The organism is Pseudoalteromonas sp. SWN29, from assembly GCF_015864465.1.
Classification (GTDB): Bacteria; Pseudomonadota; Gammaproteobacteria; order Enterobacterales; family Alteromonadaceae; genus Pseudoalteromonas.
This window is the reverse complement of sequence record NZ_JADYXE010000041.1, coordinates 1-20,247: the sequence shown is the minus strand read 5'-3', so window position 1 is coordinate 20,247 and position 20,247 is coordinate 1. Positions and strand designations below refer to the sequence as shown.

Here is a 20,247-nt window from a genome sequence, read left to right as displayed (position 1 = left end):
ACCTTTTTGAAATATACACTCCCCCTTTTTGTTTTATTAAGCACGCTTTTATCATTTAGCCAAAATGCTAACGCGAGGCTTTTGCTCGGTAACAACATGCCTAACACCGGTATGTTTATAAAGTCGGAATTTAATGGTGATAGCAGCATTACATCGGCGGGTGTAGAAATGATGGTAAAACAAAATAACAGTCACTTTGGTGTTATTTTTACAAGCGCAATTGGCGCGGCAGTAATCGATAATAAACAAGGCGAGCAAGAAGAGTTTATTACCTGGGATAATGGAATGAAGCTTGGTTACTTTAATGATTTTTTTATATACGCCGAGCTTGGCTTAGATCTGTTTGAACTTGCCTTTAAAAACGATAGAGGCGATAACACATACCAAATAGATAAATCGAACAACGATATAGACGGCTACGCAGGTATAGGTGCGGGTTATCACTTTAAGGCATTTAAAATAGAAGTATATACCCGAGCACGCCAAATAGATGGCGACTACTGGGAAGCACAAGAACATATTTACAGCGGTGTACAACTCAGCTTTACGTTTTAAATAACTTTATAATATTAGTTCATATTTTTTATTGCCCTTTTATTGTTATAAGAAAGCAATAAAGCCTGTGAAATACGGACATTTCACAGGCTTTATAAAAACTTATAGTTAACTCGGTTTATAGTTAATCTATTTATATTTAACGAATGCTTTTAGCAACCTTACCAATACTTAAACCTTGCACCAAAATAGAAAACACCACTACAGCATAAGTCAGTGCCAATAAAATATCGCGTTCAGTGCCATCGGGTAATTGCAGTACCAGCGCTACCGAAATACCACCGCGCAAACCGCCCCAGGTTAATACTTTCCACGCGCCTGAAGGTAGCTCAAGCTGTTTACCAAAAGTAGTTGTAGTTATACCAACAACCATAAGACGTGCTAGCAACGCAATAATAATAGTTAAACCGGCCGCTATAAATAAGTTACCTGAGTAGGCAATCATCACAACTTCAAGCCCGATTAAAACAAACAAAATAGCATTTAAAATTTCGTCAATCAGTTCCCAAAACAAATCAACATACTGACGTGTTTTGTCGCTCATGGCCCAGCTTCGGCCGTGGTTACCCACCATTAAGCCCATCATTACCATTGCAAGTGGACCCGACAAATGCCAATGGCTTGCAAGCGCGTAACCACCAATAACACCGGCTAGTGTAAGTAATACTTCTTCTTGATAGCTATCAATGCTTTTAAGTAAGTAATATAAAATACCGCCCAGCACCAAACCAAAAACAATACCGCCACCCGCTTCAACGGCAAGTGTATGCGCCACATAATACGTTGTAGGAATATCGCCACTGGATAAAATACCCAGTAAAAGCACAAAAATCACCACGCCAATACCATCGTTAAATAACGACTCACCCGCTATAACAGTTTCAATACTTTTTGGTGCACCCGCCGATTGTAAAATACCCATAACCGCAATCGGATCGGTCGGCGATATTAGCGAGCCAAATAATAAACACCAAATAAACGACAAGTTAAACCCAAGTAAAGGCATTACAAAATAAAGCGCGGCAGCAATAATAACGGTCGATAACAGCGTACCCACACAAGCCAAAATACCAATCGGCAATTTATAGCGCCTTAAATCGCTAACATTTACATGTAACGCCCCAGCGAAAAGCAGCATAGAGAGCATGCCATCAAGCAAAACTTCAGTAAAATCTAACTGATCGAGTAAACTTACTTCGTAATCTATTACTTCATCAAATCCTAAAAAGCCTAAAAATATAGCGCCAATAGATAAAAGCATTGAAATAACCATCACGCCAATGGTGGTTGGTAAACCAATAAAGCGATGGTTCACATAACTTAGTAGCGCAGTAATCGATAAAAATATAGCGCTTATTTCAAGCACCGTTAGGCTGGTTGCAGATACCATGATTTAGTCTCAGTAAATATGTAGTTGCACCTCGCTCAAGCAAGGCAGAGGAATGTTTTTGTGTTTAGTATTATATTAAGTTTTGTACTAAATTTTGTATTAGTGCTTTTTACAGGGCTAATTTTTTGTATAAATAGCGACAACAAGTGTACCTAAAATACTGATGTACCGCATTATTATTTCTTAAAGTCAGTTTATACCAAAACAAAATACACAAAAAAGCCCATGTTAAGAATTAACCTAACATGGGCTTTTTTACTCTCGCTATTTTATATCATGCTTCAGTAAGCACTTTATAAAGACGTTTATAAAGTGCTTATAAAGAAAGCTCTTCTTTAGCGCGAGTTAAGTTATGCGATACCATTGTACTTGTAGACATTTGGTTTGCTTCGTATAAATCAGCAAGGCCAGCAGTGTCGTTATTCGCTTTTAAACGTGCAACACCACGGTTGCTTAGTGCGAATGACGTAAGTTGGCGTACTTTAAACTTAGGGCCATCTGCGTCTTTTAAAAGTGCGATTGCTTTAGTACAAATTGCTTCAGCTTCAGTATAATTTTTTGACTTAACATTCAGTGCACAGCTGTTAAATGATTGCTCAAGTGGCTGTGGCGCTGTTGCAGTTTCAATAACCATTAATTTGTAATCACTTTGCTCAGCCATTGCAGCAGCTGAACATGTAAGTAGTGAGCTAAGAGCGATAGTTTTGATAAGAGTAAGTTTCATGGTCGTAGTCCTGTTGGTTAAGTCGTACTTGTTGCCGACAACTGAACTTTAGAGAATTAACACAAAACCGACAAACGATTAAAACAAACCTAATAAGTGAATAAATCTAATCTATAGACTTTAGTCTAATGCCAAACTACTAATTTACGGGGATTGGTATTTATATAATCAGCAACCAAACCCACACCTTATTTAGTACGCTCTAGCAACTTAACTACTTGGGCTACAACCATTTCTGGCTCATCATTTTGTGGGTAGTGATAGCTTTTATTTGTTATTACTATTTCACCTTGAGGAAATGCATTAGCCCACTTTGAATGTAAGTCGCCCCACATTTCACGCGCTTTGTTGGTAAAAAATAATACCGATGGACTTTTATATTTTTTAACTGAGGCTATAACAGTCACTGGTATATCAGCAATTTGTGGATAATCAGGCAGTGGACGTTTAGGCATTATTTAGGTGAGTTGCAATAAATCTGTATACGAATAAAAGTTTTCAAAAATACCACTTCCCATAAAAAAACCCAGACTGGTTAGCTCTGGGTTTCAATTGAATTATTTAGATCAGCTATATGCGCGTATCACACACCTTCAAAATCATTAAGTTTAGTTTCATTTACTTTCATTGTCTTATCACCTTCAACTATTGATTATATCAAAGTACTTATCTTATTCTTATTATATAACATATTCAGTTATCCATACAAAGGTTTTTCGTATAACCTCCCTCTAAAAAAATTTGGTACTCAACCTGATCTTGTGGCGTTGCAATCCCATTATGTAATTCAATAAACTCACCATTTTCAAATTTTTTGATTTCTCCTTGAAACAAAAGTTCTAAATTTTTACCTGTATTGTTTTTTAAAGATAAAACAAAATTCTCTGTAAATCGCCCAACCCGAGCGGTCTGAGGAACAAGAAAATTATTCCACGTCCAAGTATTAATGTCCAAAATTAAATTATCATTTGGCCGTATCTCAACATTAAAAGGAAATTCAAAGCTTTTTTTATCTAATGATATAGGTTTATCTATTAAATTTTTACATTCATCCGGCGTTTGATGATTTGCTATTGTCCGTATTCGCTTGATTTGCCCCCAATGATTATTACCAAAATCACAAATTTCACTTTTATCTAATCGCTGTTTTACCTTAAGAGAATCTTGGAAAGCAATATTATTATGTAGATTTAATAAATGATATTCCTGATCGGTAGACATACGAAATGCTTTGTACTCTTCAGAATATTCATCCAAAGAGACTTGAATTGTAGTTTTTGGGCTAATACATGCAAGTTTATTTATACTAGATTTACAATACTCCTTTCCTTTATCCGACTGATTAACTCGAGGAAAAAGATAATATAATTTGGTTTCAAAATCCTCATATTCTGGTCTAGAAATTGAAAGTAAGAATGCTATGACACCTGAGCATATAAAAAATAAGACGCTTTCAAGAGCAGAAGCAATGAATGAAACTATAAAGTCACTCGCCTCTCCAGTACTCTGAAAAATCCCTAAATCTACACCTGATAGCCAAAATTTATAGTGAATTGCTATACCAGCTATAAAAATTGAATATATTAATAAGCCTAAAAATACATATTTTAATATCTTTGTTAAATAAGGAGGTATATTTTTCTTGTAAGGAGGTCTCTTATTCATGTGATAATCAAACCATTATGGTGGCAGGTTGAATTGCCTAGTGCTTAATGTAATTATTCTATAGTAACTGCTAAACCATATTAATACCATAAGCCCTAGCCTAAGTTAAAAGCTTTCACCGTAAATACAACCAGCCATATATCTAAGTACTTCTTATAGCAAAACCTATAAACTCCCTCGCCCATATGCCATAATCTAAATAATTCATTATTTTAGTAACTTGGCGCGCATTTAGGCGCTTTTAAGTTAACTACTCAGGGTTTTCAGCATGGCATATCAAGAGCAAAATCAAGCAACAATCTACTGGTACGACTTTGAGACTTGGGGGGCAACCCCCCAGAAGGATAAGCCGAGCCAGTTTGCGGGCCTTCGTACAGACCTTGATTTAAATATAATTGGCGAGCCGCTTATTGAATATTGTAAGCCGCAAGCAGATTACTTACCTCACCCTGAAGCGTGTTTAATTACAGGCATCACCCCTCAAGTTGCGATGAAAAAAGGCTTAGTTGAGGCTGAGTTTATAGCAAAAATTCATGCCGAATTTAGTGTGCCAAACACCTGTGTTGCCGGTTATAACAGTATTCGGTTTGATGACGAAGTAAGCCGCTATAGTTTTTACCGTAATTTTTACGACCCGTACGAGCGCGAATACAAAAATAATAATAGCCGATGGGATATTATTGATTTAGTACGTGCTTGTTATGCACTGCGACCTGAAGGGATTGAATGGCCGTTAAAAGAAGACGGCAGCCCAAGCTTTAAGCTAGAGCATTTAACGGTAGCCAATGGTATTGAACACGCCGCTGCGCACGATGCGCTAAGCGATGTAACCGCCACTATTGCACTAGCTAAACTAATAAAAGAAAAACAGCCAAAGCTGTATAACTTCTTTTTTGGTTTGCGTGGCAAAAAAGCCCTTGCTGAATTGGTTGATGTTTTTAATATGACGCCGCTGGTGCATACCACGTCGCGCATACCTGCAACGCAAGGCTGTACCAGCTGGGTTGCACCAATGAGTTTTCATCCGGTAAATAAAAACGCGGTTATTTGTTTTGATTTAACTCAAAGCCCGCAAGTACTTATTGATTTAAATGTTGAAGAGTTACGCAAACGTTTATACACCAAACGCTTAGATTTGGCCGAGGGCGATTTACCCGTTGGCTTAAAACTGGTGCATTTAAACAAGTGCCCTATTTTAGCGCCTGCTAAAACGTTATTGCCTGAAAACGCCGCTCGTTTGGGGATTGACCGCGAACAGTGCTTAGCTAACTTAGCTATTTTAAAAGCCAATACCGACCTTCGCGATAAAGTAACGGAAGTGTTTAACGAGCAAGGCGATTACAGCGCAACTACTAACGTTGACTACTTACTTTACGATGGGTTTACAAGCCATGCCGACAAAGCTAAATTTGCGATTATTCGTGATGCTAAGCCAGATGATCTGGCTGGGTTGAATTTAGATTTTGAAGATAAAAAGTTTAATACGTTATTGTTTAGATACCGCGCTCGTAATTGGCCTGAAACACTAAACCAACAAGAGCTTGATCAATGGCGTCAATATTGCCAAAACAAGTTAATGCACGGTGAAGATCAACCATCAATTAATGCGCAAGATTTTATGATCACCCTTGAAAACCTAGCGCATGAACATGACGACAGCGAAAAAAACCTTACAATTTTAAAGGCGTTGTATAACTACGCTCAAAGCATGTAATTTGGTTTAGGTTTGTTTAGATTAGTTAGTATGTATAACACATGAAAAACGCGACGTTTTAGTAATAAAGCGTCGCGTTTTTTGTTTGAATTTTTATGGGCTTTGCCCATCACGCAAGCAAGCTTGGCGTCTACAAAATAGGCGTAAATTTATACCCCCGCGATAGACGTAGAGCTTGCTCACGTGAAAAGCGCAGCTTTTAATTTTTAACATGTGCAAAGCTGTTACTTTTTATGTAGCGCTTCAATGCGTGCTAGTAAGCTTGAGGTGTCGTATCTGCCGCCGCCAAGTGCTTGTACATCGGCGTAATATTGATCGACCGTTGCGGTCATTGGTAGTGTAGCGCCGTTGTTTTTAGCTTCATCGAGTGCAATGCCTAAATCTTTACGCATCCAATCTACGGCAAAACCAAACTCATATTCGCCCGCCCACATTGTTTTGTAGCGGTTTTCCATTTGCCACGAACCGGCTGCACCTTTAGAAATAGTCTCAATTACTTTTTCACCATCAAGCCCAGCTTGCTTGGCAAAATGTAAGCCTTCGGCTAAACCTTGTACTGCGCCAGCAATACAAATTTGATTAACCATTTTACAAAGTTGTCCCGAGCCAACGCCGCCTAACAGTTGGCTAAAACGACTAAACGCCGCCATAACTGGTTGCACTTTAGCAAATACAGCTTCACTACCACCTGCCATTACCGTTAATACGCCGTTTTCGGCGCCAGCTTGTCCGCCCGATACAGGCGCATCTATAAAGTCGATATTTTGTAGAGCCGCTTTTGCAGCCACTTCGCGGGCTACTTCAGCAGAGGTTGTTGTGTGATCAACCAAAACAGTGTGCGGCAACATGCCTGCTAATACACCATCGTCGCCATAGACCACTGAGCGTAAATCGTCATCGTTACCAACACACATAAATACGATGTCGGCATTGCTAGCAGCTTCGCGCGGGGTTGGTGCAAAGCTTCCTGAATGTTCTGCAGCCCACGTTTGTGCTTTAGCTTGTGTGCGGTTATAAACGCATACGCTGTGCCCTGCTTTTGCTAAATGCCCCGCCATTGGGTAACCCATTACGCCTAAACCTATAAATGCGACTTTCATTGACATAAAAATGACCTATTAAACTGATAACTTAGAAACTAGACCTCGATTATGTCAACCGGTCGATAAAAAAGCGAATGAAAGTCTTTATAAAATTTCCTTAGCAGGAAAGGTAAGTAGGTAACCTATGGACAGTATTTATCAATTTAATGCACCACTTTTTAACAGCGAAAATTTTTCTCTTAGTCAGTTACAGGGCAAAACCGTACTTATTGTTAATACAGCGAGTAAGTGTAATTTTTCGGTGCAATTAAATGCGCTCGAAAAGCTCTATCAGCAATACAAAGGCCATGGTTTTACTGTACTTGCATTTCCGTGTAACCAGTTTGGCCAAAATGAGCCGCTTGATAATTTAGCCATTAAAGACTTTTACCAAGATCAATTTAATACCTCGTTTGAGGTATTTGGTAAGGTAATGGTAAACGGGCCAGAGACGCACCCGTTATTTAATTATTTAAAGTCGCATACGCGGGGTATTTCGCAAAACCGTGCTATTAAGTGGAATTTCACTAAGTTTTTAATTAACTCACAAGGGCAACTTGTTGCACGTTATGCACCGCGCACTAAGCCCGAAACACTTAAACAAGTAATAGAAAGCAACCTACTGCAAGCCGCAAAGTTAAGCACAGCTAAAGATGGTAAAAAGGTATCTTCAAAAATACCTTTGTTTACCTCAAGTAAGGCTCCGCTTAAGGCTTAATTTAAATCAATAAAATGCGTACTACTAAAGCACAGGTTTATAAAGTAGTTTATTGTATTAGTAATAAATAATACTCCTTAAGCGTCGAGGCTATTACCATGAACATTGCTTTTTTTAGTACTCAAAAGTACGAACTGCCTTTTTTTGAACAAAGTACACGCGATCAGCGTGATATAAAAATAACGTATTTTGAGCAAGCCCTGAGCGAACAAACCGCTATTTTAGCAAACGGGTTTGATGCCATATGCGTGTTTGTTAACGACACCGTAAACGCCGCTGTTATTGAGCAACTGGCAAGCCAAGGCATAAACACTATTTTGCTGCGTTGTGCAGGGTTTAATAACGTTGATTTACCTGCAGCAAAAGCACATAAATTAAAGGTATTACGCGTACCAGCATACAGCCCAGAAGCAGTAGCTGAGCACTGCATAGCACTTATGCTAACGCTTAGCCGTAAAACCCATAAAGCGTATAACCGCGTTCGCGAAGATAATTTTGATTTAAACGGATTACTCGGTTTTAACTTGCACAATAAAACCGTGGGTATTGTGGGCTGCGGTAAAATTGGCCTTGCGCTGTGTAACATTTTAAATGGCTTTGGCGCTAAAGTATTAGTGTGCGACCCCTACGCACAACCTGGCAATTATACTATTACCGATATAAACACCTTGCTTAGCCAAAGCGATGTGATCTCTTTACATTGCCCACTTACCGAGCAAACTCATCATTTAATAAATGACGAGGCATTTAGTAAAATGAAAACCGGCGTTATGCTTATTAACACTTCTCGTGGCGCACTGCTTAACAGCAAAGCGTGTATTAATGCGCTTAAAACTAAAAAATTAGGCTACTTAGGGCTCGACGTTTACGAGCAAGAGTCGGAGCTGTTTTTTAAAAATCATAGCGACGAAATAAATCAAGACGATATATTCTCTCGTTTAGTGAGCTTTAAAAATGTTTTAGTAACGGGGCATCAGGGCTTTTTTACCCAAGAAGCACTCACCGAAATAGCAAATACAACCCTACTTAACGCGCTGGAAGTAAATGAAGGTAAATCTTTAACTAATGAGGTTTTATAAAGTTCTTGGCTATACCTAAATAACAGGTACAAAAAAAGCGAAGTACGTTTTAAACTCACTTCGCTTTATTAATCTATTTTAGGGCTTAGATAAAATTAACCAAAGGCAACGTTTGCAAATACCAAGGTCATTAATATTGGGCAAACAAAGCGAATATACTGAGCAAACCAGTAATGTAAGCCGGTTGTTGCTTGATGTAATTTGTTACCACGTTTCCACATCCAGCCTACAGTAATAAAGTAAAACAAGCCCATAAGCGGTAATTGGTATTGGGTAAATAGCATAATGACTAAGCCAAATAACCAATCAAAATTTAATATAATGGCGCTTGCACACACAAGTACAACGGCGCTAACTGCCCATGTTGCTTTGGTGCGGCTAACGTTGTGGTTTTCTACTAAAAACGCTACCGGAATTTCGGTGGTCGATATAGTTGACGTAACCGATGCGATAGACATTAATACAAAAAACAATAAACCGACTAATAAACCAATTTCGCCCATGGTGCTAAATAGTGCAGGTAAAATAGCAAAAATTAGCTGCCCTTCGCCAATCAGTTTACCGCCACTAAATACTTCAACGCCGTTGTGCTGCGCAACATAAATAGCAGGAATAATAAGTAACCCAGCTAAAAACGCCACACTGGTATCAAGTAAAGCAACACCTGCAGTGAGCTTTGGTAAATTAGCATCTGGCTGTAAGTACGAGCCGTAAATCATCATACAGCCCACACCTAGTGAGAGCGAAAAGAACGCTTGCCCCATTGCAGCAATAATTAAATTAGGGTCGAGTATTTGGCTAAAATCAGGAATTAAATACGCGGCAAAGCCTTCGCTTGCGCCATCAAGTGTAGCAATGTAGGCAATTAAACCAACAAGCAATATGAGTAGCAGTGGCATTAAACGGCGCGACCAGGTTTCTATTCCCGATTTGACCCCTTTTAAAATAATACTGGCAGTTAAAATAAGCATAAGCGGCGTAAATACAAAATTACGCAGCACTGAGTCGCTATGTAAAAACTCGCTTGCGCCTGTAAATCCAAAAAAGGTTGTTATGGGTTCAATAGCGTACGAGAGCATCCACCCTGCCACTATTGAATAAAAACTTAGCATAACAACTGCGCCCGCAAGGCCTATATAACCGGCTGCCGCACCTACTTTGCGGTTAGTGTTTTGCCATGCATCGCCCAATGCTTTTACAGGATTAGCTTGTGCTTTGTGGCCTAAATAAAGTTCGGTATACAGCGCAGGGAGCGCAAGTAAAAATATAACAATAAAGTAAACCAGTAAAAATGCACCGCCGCCATGGTTGGCCGCTTGCGTAGGAAAACCCCAAATATTACCCAAACCCACTGCTGCGCCAGCAGCGGCTAAAACAAAACCAAGTCGGCTTTGAAACCCATCACGCACTTGTGCCATACATCTACAAATCTGTTATTATTTTGATTATTGTGAATTAAACCATATTTCATGCCAGCTGAGTAATAAAATTGTACCCAGCCTTTGTTAGTGGCGTTAACCGCTCACAATATCAGCGACTTCTTTTGCTTTAGGGCTTTTATGACTGAACACTATTTTAAAAACGCCTTGAGTATTACTTCAACTCAATTGGCAAATTTGTCTTTAGCTAGTAACAGCCTTTTATTATTTAATGCTAAAACACTTGAGCTTAGTCACTTTAATTTGCCCGATTGCTTAAGCCCATTTGAGTTAACCATTATAAACCGCCGCAAAAGCCCTCAAGCTAAGCAAGAGTATTTAGCTACGCGGTTATTGTTAAAACACCTTATTAAAATAGCGCAGCCGCAACATGCGCACGTGGCGCTTAATAAAATGAGTACAGAATTTGACGAAGCAAGCTCAAAGCTGCAAATACATGTAAGTGGTGATGTTATTAATACCTGTATTTCGCACTCGCATGGTTTAGTTGGGGTCGCGCTAAATTTTGATAAAAGTGAGTTTGGTTTTGATATTGAAAAAGTAAGCTTAAAACGTCCGTTTGAAAAGCTCGCTAAGCATTTTTATCATAATGATGAAATTACACTTATCACCAAGCCCACTAATACCCAAGCCCAAGCAGATACGTTTTTTAGAATTTGGACATTAAAAGAGTCACTTGCTAAAGCCACCAGCCGCCCTATTGCAAAATTACTTAGCCCTAATGTGTTTGACGAATTAAATAGTGCAAAGCTTAGCGCTTGCAGTAATCGCGTTACTGTAGTTGATAGCAGTGACAGCAATGTTTGTTTTGATGTGAGTGTGGTGCATAAAAAAAGCACCGACTGGCGATGCTTTTTATTAACTGACTTTATTAATTAATTTTGTTAAGTAGCTTTATTAAGTGACTTTACTAGTTAATTTTACTAGGTGATTTTCCTGAATAACGATTACTTACGCAGCAAAATCATTTTCTAATAAACGGCTATGAATAGACTGCACTACGTTATCTGACTCAGTTTGCTCTACTAAAAAGCACAGGTTGTGCTTACTAGCACCGTGACAAATTAATCGAATGTTAAAGTCTTTTAGTACACTCATTAAGTTCATTTCGTGTTGGCGTAATTGAATCTCAGAGCCAATAAGTGCCACCAATGTTAGGTTGTTTTCTACCGAAACATGGCAAAACTCTGCAAGCTTATCTAGGCATTCTTGATCAAGCTCTGGGCGCGATGCGTTTTGCGCGTTATCAAGGGTAATAGCTACGCTGATTTCTGATGTGGTTACCAAATCAACCGATATATTGTATTCACTTAATAGTGTAAATACGCGTGCTAAAAAGCCGCTTGCTAGGAGCATTTCTGGGCTTTTAAGCGTAAGCAATATTTGGTTTTTACGTTGCGTTACTGCGCGTATACCTGGTTGCTGCGATTTTTCGCGCTCAATCCATGTACCGCCACGCTCTGGCTCGCGGCTAGAACCTACAAACACATTAATGTGGCTACGGCTTGCAGGTAATATAGTTGCTGGGTGCAATACTTTTGCACCAAAGGTCGCCATTTCGGCGGCTTCGTCAAAACTTAAACGTGCAATAGGCGTCGCTTTTGCGCACAAACGCGGGTCGGTGCTAAAAATGCCCACTACGTCGGTCCAAATATGCACACTTTTAGCATTAATTGCTTCAGCTAAAAGTGCAGCGCTGTAGTCTGAACCACCACGTCCAAGCGTTGTTGTTTGGCCATATTCGTCGCTGCCAACAAAGCCCTGAGTCACAATTACTTGAGTGTCTAATAACGGGATTAAATGTTCTTTAGCGGCTTGCGCTGTGGCTGCAACATTGGGCGTTGCTTTGCCAAATTGGCTGTCGGTTTTAAGCACCTTGCGTACATCAAATCGATCGGCGTTTAAGCCATTTAAACGCAGCACCTGAGCAAACAAATACGACGATAAACGCTCACCAAAGCTAAGTAGCTCATCGTGTTGTTTATCGGTTATTAGTGACTCTTGAGCCAATGTTTGAAATGCTTTTAGAGTTTCGTTAAAGCCAACTGCTAAATCGGCATCAAGCGATAACTCATCTAAAATAGTTTGTTGAATAGCAAGCACACCGTTTATGTGCTCTTGGCGCTCACTTGAGGTAATACTTGGTTTGCACAGTGCAACTAAGTGGTTAGTTACGCCGGCACTGGCGCTCACGGCAACAATACGTACGCTTTTATCTGCAACAATAATTTCGCTACAGCGACTCATCGCTTCAAAATTTGCAACACTTGTTCCGCCAAATTTGGCAACGATGTAATCTGACTTTGCGCTTAACTCTGTTTGAGGCGCTGATTGGGTAGTCATTTAGTCTCCTTTCGCGATATCCAAATCGCAATAAAACAAGAAGAACTTGGCAAAGGAATGCTTGAAGATAAGTCCACTGCCAGAAGCTCTCCACCTATATTGGTGACAGTTTTGAGGATTCAGCCCCATAAACCGAAAAATAATGACGACGTACCATTATTTTCCTCGGCGAGTACTTCCCTCCTTAATGATCATCGGCTTTCGTCGCCTAACATTAAGTACCTAAGTATCGCACCTCTTCTGAATGTTTTATTAACCAGTGGCTAATAAAACAAAACCCCACTAAGTAGCGGGGCTTTGAAAGTTATCGTTTAGACGTCTAGCTGTCAAGCATTTAATAATTTATGAGTTAAATAAAACTGCCCATGTAATAAGAGCCTGCATATCCAACCGTGTAACAAATTAATAAATGCAGCGATAAACGCAAGTAGCTCATAAAGGTAAGCGCTTTAACTTTACTCATGGCAATAATACCCGCAGCAGAGCCAATGATAAGCATTGAACCGCCCACGCCCGTTGCATAAGTAAACGACAACCAATGTTGTTGACTCATTACTATATCGGCTTTTAATAATGCAGCAGTAAGTGGTACGTTATCGACCCCTGCTGATAATATGCCCATTAAGTAGTTTGCGTACTCTGGCGCCATTACCGTGTATAGGTCGGTAAATTTACTCAACATGCCAATTTCTTTTAATGCACCTACAAGTAAAAGTACACCTACAAAAAACAATAATGTGTCGTATTCTATATCGCGAACAAAATCGATTATGTCTTTATTAATGTCTTTTTTGCGCATTAAAAATTGCGCCACTAAAAACATAACTGATAAGCCAAACAAAAAGGTGAGTAAAGGCGGTACGCTGTAAATTACGCTAAGCGTAAGTGTGCTAATTACGGTAGATAAAAATATAACAGCAATGGTAATGTCGGTTTTTTCAATGCGGGTTTTACCCGCACCGGCAAATTCAACTCGCCCTTTCATACCGATAGACAGTAGCGCAGCTAACAGCATAACGCTTGCAAGTGCTGGCGCTATAAGCAGCAATAAATGAGCTATGGTTACTTTGCCATCTAAAAATATCATCAGTGTGGTTACGTCACCGGTTATTAACGATACCCCGCCTGAGTTAACCCCAAACACAATAAGCGTGGCGTATTTAATGAGTTTTTTAGGTTCAAGTTTTAACGACATAACAACCGCAAGCGATATAAGCGTAGCTGTTACGTTGTCTGAAATCGACGAAAACAAAAATGCAAAACCACCCACCAAAAACATCAGCTTTTTTTCGCTAATACTTTTTGGCATAACACGATGCACAATATTTTCTATAAACCCCTTTGAATTTAAATAAGCGACAAAGGTCATTGCAGCCATTAAAAATAACCATAGAGAGGCAATTTCTAAAATATTTTCGTTTAGGAGGTGTTGAATCGTATCGGGGCTTTGCCCGTGTAGAGGGTATATAAAAAGAAGAATCCAGCAAAGCGTACCAAAAAACAGCGTGGTTTTAGCTTTATTGACATGGATTATATCTTCTATAACGATCAGTAAAAAAGCAACCGCTATCAGGGTTAGAATAATCGAGGAAACCATGGTAGTTAAACAACCTTTGATATAGTTTTAAAGAACACACAAATAACATTCCATTTCATGTGCCTATTTTCGGCGCGAATTTTAGCACTGCCTCTATGCAAAAACTATTATTAAATGGTCTTAAAAACGAATACTATATACAGACAAGGTTAATTAAAAATACGTAATAATGAGTATGAACAGAATACTCAATAATAAAATACTAGGATGTTGTAACCTCTTATGATCCCAGCTAAAAAGCTACTAAACACCATAACCGAACATTGGGGTGTACTAGAGCTATTATTTAAACGTTTTAAAATGGCTGACTTTAGCCTAAAAGACGTACAAAACGCGATTAAGCAAAAGCAGCCTACGTGGTCAAACGAACGCATTTATAAAGAAACAAATCGTTTGTTAAACCAAGATATTTTAATTCCACTGGCTAAATCTTCTCAGCTTGAAATAAATCGTGCTATTGCCGATTTTGCTACGTTTTTACTGCAAGAAGAGCATTTAGGCTTAGCGCAAGAAATTAGCGTATTAGTCGACGACCTTGCACGTTTAGGTAACCGCCTAGATAACGCTGGTGAAATAGAAGACTTTGACGATTTACGCCGCTACAGCCGCATTATGGATGATCGGGTCCGTAAAATAATGAAGCTCTATGCGCACAACGAAAACGCCATTTTAAATATTGTTGAACAAGCTAAATCTAATAATGCGGTCCAATCGCTGCAAAAGCGTTATAAAGCGGTAATAGAAGCGTTTGACGAATACATAGAGCCAATGCTTGAAATGGTTGATATACGTGGTGAATTTCATGCGTGTTTTACCCTCATTGAAGAGCAAATAAGTAAGCAAATACTGCACATTGAGCGCTCAGGTAAAGCGTACAACGACAAACGCATGCTGGAGCAATTACGTACCCGTATACTCGAAATGCATTTAGTGGGTCGAGAAAGCTTACGTAAAAGTGCCGATATGCTTATGCCGCTGCGCGAAGAGTTACGCCGTAATAACTTAATTACTCGCCAAGCAGCCAAAGTACTTGGGCTTGTACGTAAAAATGGCGTAGACAATATGCTAAGTGCTGTGCAACCACATTTTGTAAGCGACGCGCAGCGATATTCACTTGGTCAGCAACGTCATATTGTGGCTTACATGGCAAGCTTGGTTGAATTTGAACACGAAGAATACCAATTGCCAGATCAACAAGACGTGCCTGCATTTGTTACGCCTAATATTCCTGACTACAACGATGTTAAAACCAACTTTGCTAAGCGCTTTAATAAAAAACGCAAAAAGCCGCAACCCTTGCTGCAATTTTTAGACGAAAGCTACCCAAATCTCGATGCCGACGAAATGCTATTTTTGTATCAAAAATTAGTCAGCGACAGCGATATTAAAATAATTCAAAGCGATGAAAAAGCCCGCGTAAAAATTGCCGGTCAGCACTTTTCTTTATATCCATTTAATTCAGAGCCTCAGCCAGATTCAAAGGCAGGTAAGTAACTCTTATGATAGAAACTAGCATGACACACATAAACTTAGACGAGCTAACCCATCTACAAGCCATTAATAAAAAATTAGTAGCGGGTTATCACATTTGCGAGCAAGACAACGTAATGTGGCAAGAGCTTGACCAACACATAGAAAGCTACAGCGCCTTATTTACAGCCCTAGGCAACGATTTAAAACACGACAGCCGTGGCTTTTATTATTTTGGTAGCGACGAAAGCACGCCAAATATGGGCAAGATATCTCGCGCTATCGCGCTCACTATTTACATTTTAATTGAACACTACGCCAATACGGGTAAAGACCCAATGCGCGCATTGTTTGACGACGTAAACGATTTAGAACTCATGCAAACGCTGGTGCAAATTAACAAACACTTGTTTGATCAGCTTGAGATATTTTCGGGATCTGATTTGCGCAAAGATGTTTACCTGCGCATGGTGCGCTTAGGTTTAGCCCGTGAAGTAGAAGGCGGCTTTATGCTACAAGCGCCAATTCACCGCTACATAGATGCACTCATGGAAGTAAACGAAGAAACCTACATTACAGAGGACGAGGAATGAAAAATCTATACGGACTAAGTAAACTCGCCCTACTTAACACCGCAGGCTATGCAAAATGTGTGATTCCGCTTGATAAAAGCAGCTCTATTTGTGCGCCAAATAACACAGGTAAAAGCTCGGTTATTAACGCACTGCAGTTTCCGCTTATTAACGATTTGCGCTTAACAGAATGGGACGGACACGATTTAGATGAAACCCGTAAGTTTTATTTTTCATCCGATCAGTCGTACATTTTACTCGAAGCGAACTTACCTCATGGCTCGGTAGTGATTGGCGTTGCGGGGCTTGGTAAAATTGCCGGTTACGCGCATCAGTACTTTTGTTATCAAGGTAAACTTGATTTAGAGCAGTACACGCAAGGTAAAACAATTATTAAATTTACCAAGCTGTTCAACCATTTAAAATCGCTTAATTACAACCCTATTGAGCTTAAAGCACAAGAGCTAAACGCGCTATTGACTGGTGGCGCAACCCCGTTTGACGGCGACATTAACTTAAAAATGATCCCGCTTAATAATGTGCAAGACTCCTCTATTTATAAAGAAATATTCCGCCGCATTCTTAACTTACACAAATTAGGCGCAAGCGACGTAAAACGCTTTATGCTACGCGTGTTTGAACGCCATATGTCGAACTCTAAGGTCGACTTTTATGAAGTATGGCGCCGCTCGTTTGATAAAGTAAACCGCTCAAAACGCGAATTAAAAGCCCTTGAGTCAATGCAAGAGCCAATAGCAGCGCTTGAATCAATGCTTGAAAACCAAACGGTACTAAAAGGTAAATTAGCGGCGTACGCGCCTAAAATTGACCAAGCACTGATTGATTTTGATACCTATCAAGAGTCGCAACTTAATGAATTGGGCATTGCGCTTGAAGATATAGAGCACGAAAAACACGAGTTTGAGCAAAAGCAAAGCCTATACGTACAGCAATCGCGCGACATAGAGCGCAGACAAACTCAAATTGAGCAGTGGTTTTTAGATTACGATGCGCTTAAAAGCGAATTTGAACTGGTAAATAAAGCCACGCTTAAAACCAGCCTGACTCAATTAAAGCAAGATTACGAGTCGCTTTCGCACTCTATAACCAGCGCACAAGGGCAAAGCCTTCACACGCTTGACTACCGCATTAGCGAAACACAAAAACAAATTAAGAGCCTAAAGCTACAGCTTAAAAATCTTGAGTTTAATTTGTTTACCCGTATGCGCGAAGACCTCTCGTTAAAAGAAGTAGAAGAAATATCGCGCATATTAAACCCAGATATTCTTTCGTTTGCGACCACCACCAATGGCGATATAACCATTGATGACGAAGATGCGTTTGGGGAATTTTTATCGCTGTTAAGTGAAAACGTTAAAGGCGGTGTATTAACGCTACCAGGTGCGAGCATTAAGCTTAAAAAGCTATCCCCAGTGCAAATGCAAAGCGGCGAAAACAAAGAGCAATTAACCGCTCAGCTAAGTGCACTTGAGCATTCACTTAAAGAGTTTAAGCAACAACGCGACGTTGCAGCAAACGTTGCCGACAAGCAAAAAGAAAAAGACGCGCTATACGATGAGCTAATGAGTCTCGAGGGCGCACTAAAACGCTTAGAACAGTTTGATGTAATGCAGCAGTCGGTCGAAGCACAAGCCATGCTAAAAGAGCAATTATTAGCTGAACGCGATCAAGTTGACGACTACCTGCAAGATATTCAAAAAAATAGCGGCTCAATTGCCGATCGCCGCTCATTAATTAAATCAAAGCAAGAGCAAATTAATCGCCAAACAGAGCGCCTGCGCCAAGTTAAAAGTGAGCGAATTGACCACACGCTTGATTTATACAGCGGCAAAGTAACCCCGTACATGATTGATATAACAGTCGACTTTGATAACTTAAGCGACCTTGTTCATCACTTTAATAAAGACTGCCAAGAGCTGCGTAATTTTGACATAAACGTGCGCAACACCTATTTGCATGTGTATAACGCAGGCATTACTAAATTTGATAACGAAAACGACGAATTTACTAAATACCAAAAGCTAATTAGCGCATTTCATAATATTGATAACGAACGCGATGCTGTTGAACGCCAAGCACGCGTTGCGCTTACCGAAGTGGCCGCAACTATTAAAGGCTTGCGAGAAGATTTAGACCGACTTCGCCGCGAAATGAACAGCTTTAATAAAGGCATAAGCCAGCACCGTATTTCAAATCTGCAAGCGTTTAAAATTAACGTCATACCGCGCAAAATGCTGGTTGATAGTATAGATACCATTATCAGCACGTCGCATCAGTTTGAGCAAGGTGACACACTTGATTTACTTAGCCAAGAACCGTACAGCGAAAGTGCGGTAAACGAAGCGAAAGATCACTTAATTAAACTCGCCTCAGATAAAGCGGGCTTAACACTTACCGATTTATTTGATATTCGATTTGAAGTGGTTAACCGCGCAGGTGAAACAGAGCACTTTGAGAAAATAGATTCGGCGGGTTCAAACGGCACACGTATTACGATTAAGTTATTGTGTGGCATGTTGTTTATTCGTTATTTATTAAGTGACCAAGAACAAAACCTATACCGTATACCTATTTATATAGATGAAGCGGCCGACATTGACCCACAAAATCAAAAAGCAATTATAGAAACCGCACTAAGTTTTGGGTTTGTGCCTATATTTGCCTCAGTTAAGCCGCAAATAAGTTGTGACTATATTGTGCCAATTCGTTCAGTGAAAGATGGTGCACAAAACTGGGTAGACGAAAAAGATTGGATTGAAGTTGAACATTAGCCCAAGTAATTAGACTAAAATATAGGACGTTAAAATAATACACATTTAAATGATGTGTGTTATTTTAAATTAACGCATTTTATTGGAGCAAACGTAATGAAAAATATACTTATTGTTGCAGCGCTAGCACTACTTACAGCCTGTACACAAACCCCAGATTGGGATTACGATAAATCAGCCAACTTTAGTAATTTTAAAACATTTGCTTGGGTAGAAAACGCGAGCTTAACTAAAGACACAACCAACTATCAAATTAATGGCCTAATGGAAAAACGTGTTCGCACTGCCGTTAATGCAGAATTGAGCCAAACATTAGGTATGAGCTTAGTTGATGCAGCGCAAGCTGATGTACTTGTTAACTATCATGCATCGGTTGATAAAGAGCTTGAAGTAGATACATTTAATGTAAACTACCGCCCGCATTGGGGTTATTGGGGTACTGGTTTTCAACGTGATACAACTGCGCGTGAATACGAAGTTGGTACACTAATTATTGATATTGTAGACCGCGAATCAAACCAGCTAGTATGGCGCGGCGCGAAAGAAGGTCGATTAAAGAAAAATCAATCGCCAGAACAACGTGAAGCATCAATTAATAAAACAGTGAGCGAAATTTTAAGTAACTTCCCGCCGCAAAAGCAGCAGTAAGTTTTAGTTAGTTTTTAAAAAGCTCACGTTATGTGAGCTTTTTTGTGGGTGCTTGTTTTTAGGACTTACAGACTTATGTAATTACGAGCTACGCTCGTCACGTCAGCAAGCTGCACGTCTACAAAAAACACCGATTAATCTTTACCTGTAAACGCTGAACTTTATTTTATCTGTAGGCGATAAGCTTGCTTGCGCGAGAAGCGCAGCTTCTAATTAATTATCTTTATGCGCTTATTTCACTCCAAATTACGAGCTACGCTCGTCACGTCTGCAAGCTGCACGTCTTGTATCTCTCATTGATAAATGATTAGCTATCATTTATCACATCGAAGTCAGTGAGCTTGCCTGTGCGTCTAGTATTTAATACTGCTCCGTAGATAAGGCCCTGACTTTCTATTCTCAGAAACTGAATGGTATCCAAGCACACTTTTTTTAAGTAGATGCTGTATGTACAAGGGG

At 39.6% G+C, this 20,247-nt stretch carries 16 protein-coding genes, 1 pseudogene and 1 riboswitch; of the genes and pseudogenes, 9 read left to right on the top strand and 8 right to left on the bottom strand.

All coding sequences use genetic code 11. The features are described from left to right. Nucleotides 1-96: 96 nt before the first annotated feature. A complete protein-coding gene (locus I6F53_RS15130; protein WP_231616609.1) occupies nt 97-555 on the top strand; it encodes a hypothetical protein in 459 nt (152 codons plus the stop codon). Between the two features lie 139 nt (nt 556-694). Here the strand turns inward: I6F53_RS15130 and I6F53_RS15125 are convergent, their stop codons facing one another. The 4 genes and pseudogenes from I6F53_RS15125 to I6F53_RS15110 all read right to left on the bottom strand — a co-directional run bounded on the left by I6F53_RS15125 (nt 695) and on the right by I6F53_RS15110 (nt 4,334). Next, a complete protein-coding gene (locus tag I6F53_RS15125) occupies nt 695-1,945 on the bottom strand; it encodes a cation:proton antiporter (protein WP_197240102.1) in 1,251 nt (416 codons plus the stop codon). Nucleotides 1,946-2,261: 316 nt separating this feature from the next. Further along, nucleotides 2,262-2,669, bottom strand: a complete 408-nt coding sequence (locus I6F53_RS15120) for a hypothetical protein (RefSeq protein WP_197240100.1) — start codon at nt 2,667-2,669, stop codon at nt 2,262-2,264. A gap of 188 nt (nt 2,670-2,857) precedes the next feature. Beyond that, a pseudogene (locus tag I6F53_RS15115) lies at nt 2,858-3,118 on the bottom strand (alpha/beta fold hydrolase); the annotation flags it as partial. A gap of 244 nt (nt 3,119-3,362) precedes the next feature. Next, on the bottom strand, nt 3,363-4,334 hold the full coding sequence (locus I6F53_RS15110; RefSeq protein WP_197240098.1) for a hypothetical protein: 972 nt from the start codon (nt 4,332-4,334) through the stop codon (nt 3,363-3,365). A gap of 268 nt (nt 4,335-4,602) precedes the next feature. Here I6F53_RS15110 and sbcB point away from each other — a divergent pair, with 268 nt between their 5' ends. After that, nucleotides 4,603-6,048, top strand: a complete 1,446-nt coding sequence (sbcB, locus tag I6F53_RS15105) for an exodeoxyribonuclease I (protein WP_197240097.1) — start codon at nt 4,603-4,605, stop codon at nt 6,046-6,048. Nucleotides 6,049-6,272: 224 nt separating this feature from the next. Here the strand turns inward: sbcB and I6F53_RS15100 are convergent, their stop codons facing one another. After that, nucleotides 6,273-7,154: an NAD(P)-dependent oxidoreductase gene (locus I6F53_RS15100; RefSeq protein WP_197240095.1), complete on the bottom strand. Its 882-nt coding sequence runs from the start codon at nt 7,152-7,154 to the stop codon at nt 6,273-6,275. Between the two features lie 121 nt (nt 7,155-7,275). Between I6F53_RS15100 and I6F53_RS15095 the strand changes: the two genes are divergently transcribed. Then, nucleotides 7,276-7,848, top strand: a complete 573-nt coding sequence (locus I6F53_RS15095) for a glutathione peroxidase (protein ID WP_197240093.1) — start codon at nt 7,276-7,278, stop codon at nt 7,846-7,848. 98 nt (nt 7,849-7,946) lie between these two features. Then, complete coding sequence (locus I6F53_RS15090) at nt 7,947-8,927, top strand: 2-hydroxyacid dehydrogenase (protein WP_197240092.1); 981 nt, start codon at nt 7,947-7,949, stop codon at nt 8,925-8,927. A 95-nt stretch (nt 8,928-9,022) separates the two neighbouring features. Here I6F53_RS15090 and I6F53_RS15085 read toward each other — a convergent pair whose 3' ends face one another. Further along, nucleotides 9,023-10,345, bottom strand: a complete 1,323-nt coding sequence (locus tag I6F53_RS15085) for a sodium-dependent transporter (RefSeq protein ID WP_197118851.1) — start codon at nt 10,343-10,345, stop codon at nt 9,023-9,025. Nucleotides 10,346-10,486: 141 nt separating this feature from the next. On the opposite strand from I6F53_RS15085, the gene I6F53_RS15080 reads away from it, so the two are divergent. Next, nucleotides 10,487-11,245 (top strand): 4'-phosphopantetheinyl transferase family protein, encoded by a 759-nt coding sequence (locus I6F53_RS15080; RefSeq protein WP_197240091.1) that lies wholly within the window; start codon nt 10,487-10,489, stop codon nt 11,243-11,245. Nucleotides 11,246-11,317: 72 nt separating this feature from the next. Here the strand turns inward: I6F53_RS15080 and lysC are convergent, their stop codons facing one another. Both lysC and nhaD read right to left on the bottom strand, forming a co-directional pair. Beyond that, nucleotides 11,318-12,709, bottom strand: a complete 1,392-nt coding sequence (gene lysC, locus I6F53_RS15075) for a lysine-sensitive aspartokinase 3 (protein ID WP_197240090.1) — start codon at nt 12,707-12,709, stop codon at nt 11,318-11,320. A 75-nt stretch (nt 12,710-12,784) separates the two neighbouring features. Then, nucleotides 12,785-12,957, bottom strand: a riboswitch (Lysine riboswitch). A 101-nt stretch (nt 12,958-13,058) separates the two neighbouring features. Further along, nucleotides 13,059-14,306 carry a sodium:proton antiporter NhaD gene (gene nhaD / locus I6F53_RS15070; RefSeq protein WP_197240089.1) on the bottom strand — a complete coding sequence of 416 codons (1,248 nt, stop codon included), beginning with the start codon at nt 14,304-14,306 and terminating at the stop codon, nt 13,059-13,061. Nucleotides 14,307-14,528: 222 nt separating this feature from the next. On the opposite strand from nhaD, the gene I6F53_RS15065 reads away from it, so the two are divergent. The 4 genes from I6F53_RS15065 (at nt 14,529) to I6F53_RS15050 (ending at nt 19,788) form a co-directional block, all read left to right on the top strand. Beyond that, nucleotides 14,529-15,800 (top strand): hypothetical protein, encoded by a 1,272-nt coding sequence (locus tag I6F53_RS15065; protein ID WP_024612710.1) that lies wholly within the window; start codon nt 14,529-14,531, stop codon nt 15,798-15,800. Nucleotides 15,801-15,820: 20 nt separating this feature from the next. Next, a complete protein-coding gene (locus I6F53_RS15060) occupies nt 15,821-16,369 on the top strand; it encodes a condensin complex protein MksE (protein WP_165739882.1) in 549 nt (182 codons plus the stop codon). Then, nucleotides 16,366-19,140 (top strand): ATPase, encoded by a 2,775-nt coding sequence (locus tag I6F53_RS15055; protein WP_197240088.1) that lies wholly within the window; start codon nt 16,366-16,368, stop codon nt 19,138-19,140. The genes I6F53_RS15060 and I6F53_RS15055 overlap by 4 nt, the downstream gene beginning before the upstream one ends. A 96-nt stretch (nt 19,141-19,236) precedes the next feature. Next, a complete protein-coding gene (locus I6F53_RS15050) occupies nt 19,237-19,788 on the top strand; it encodes a DUF4136 domain-containing protein (RefSeq protein ID WP_197179756.1) in 552 nt (183 codons plus the stop codon). Nucleotides 19,789-20,247: the final 459 nt, after the last annotated feature.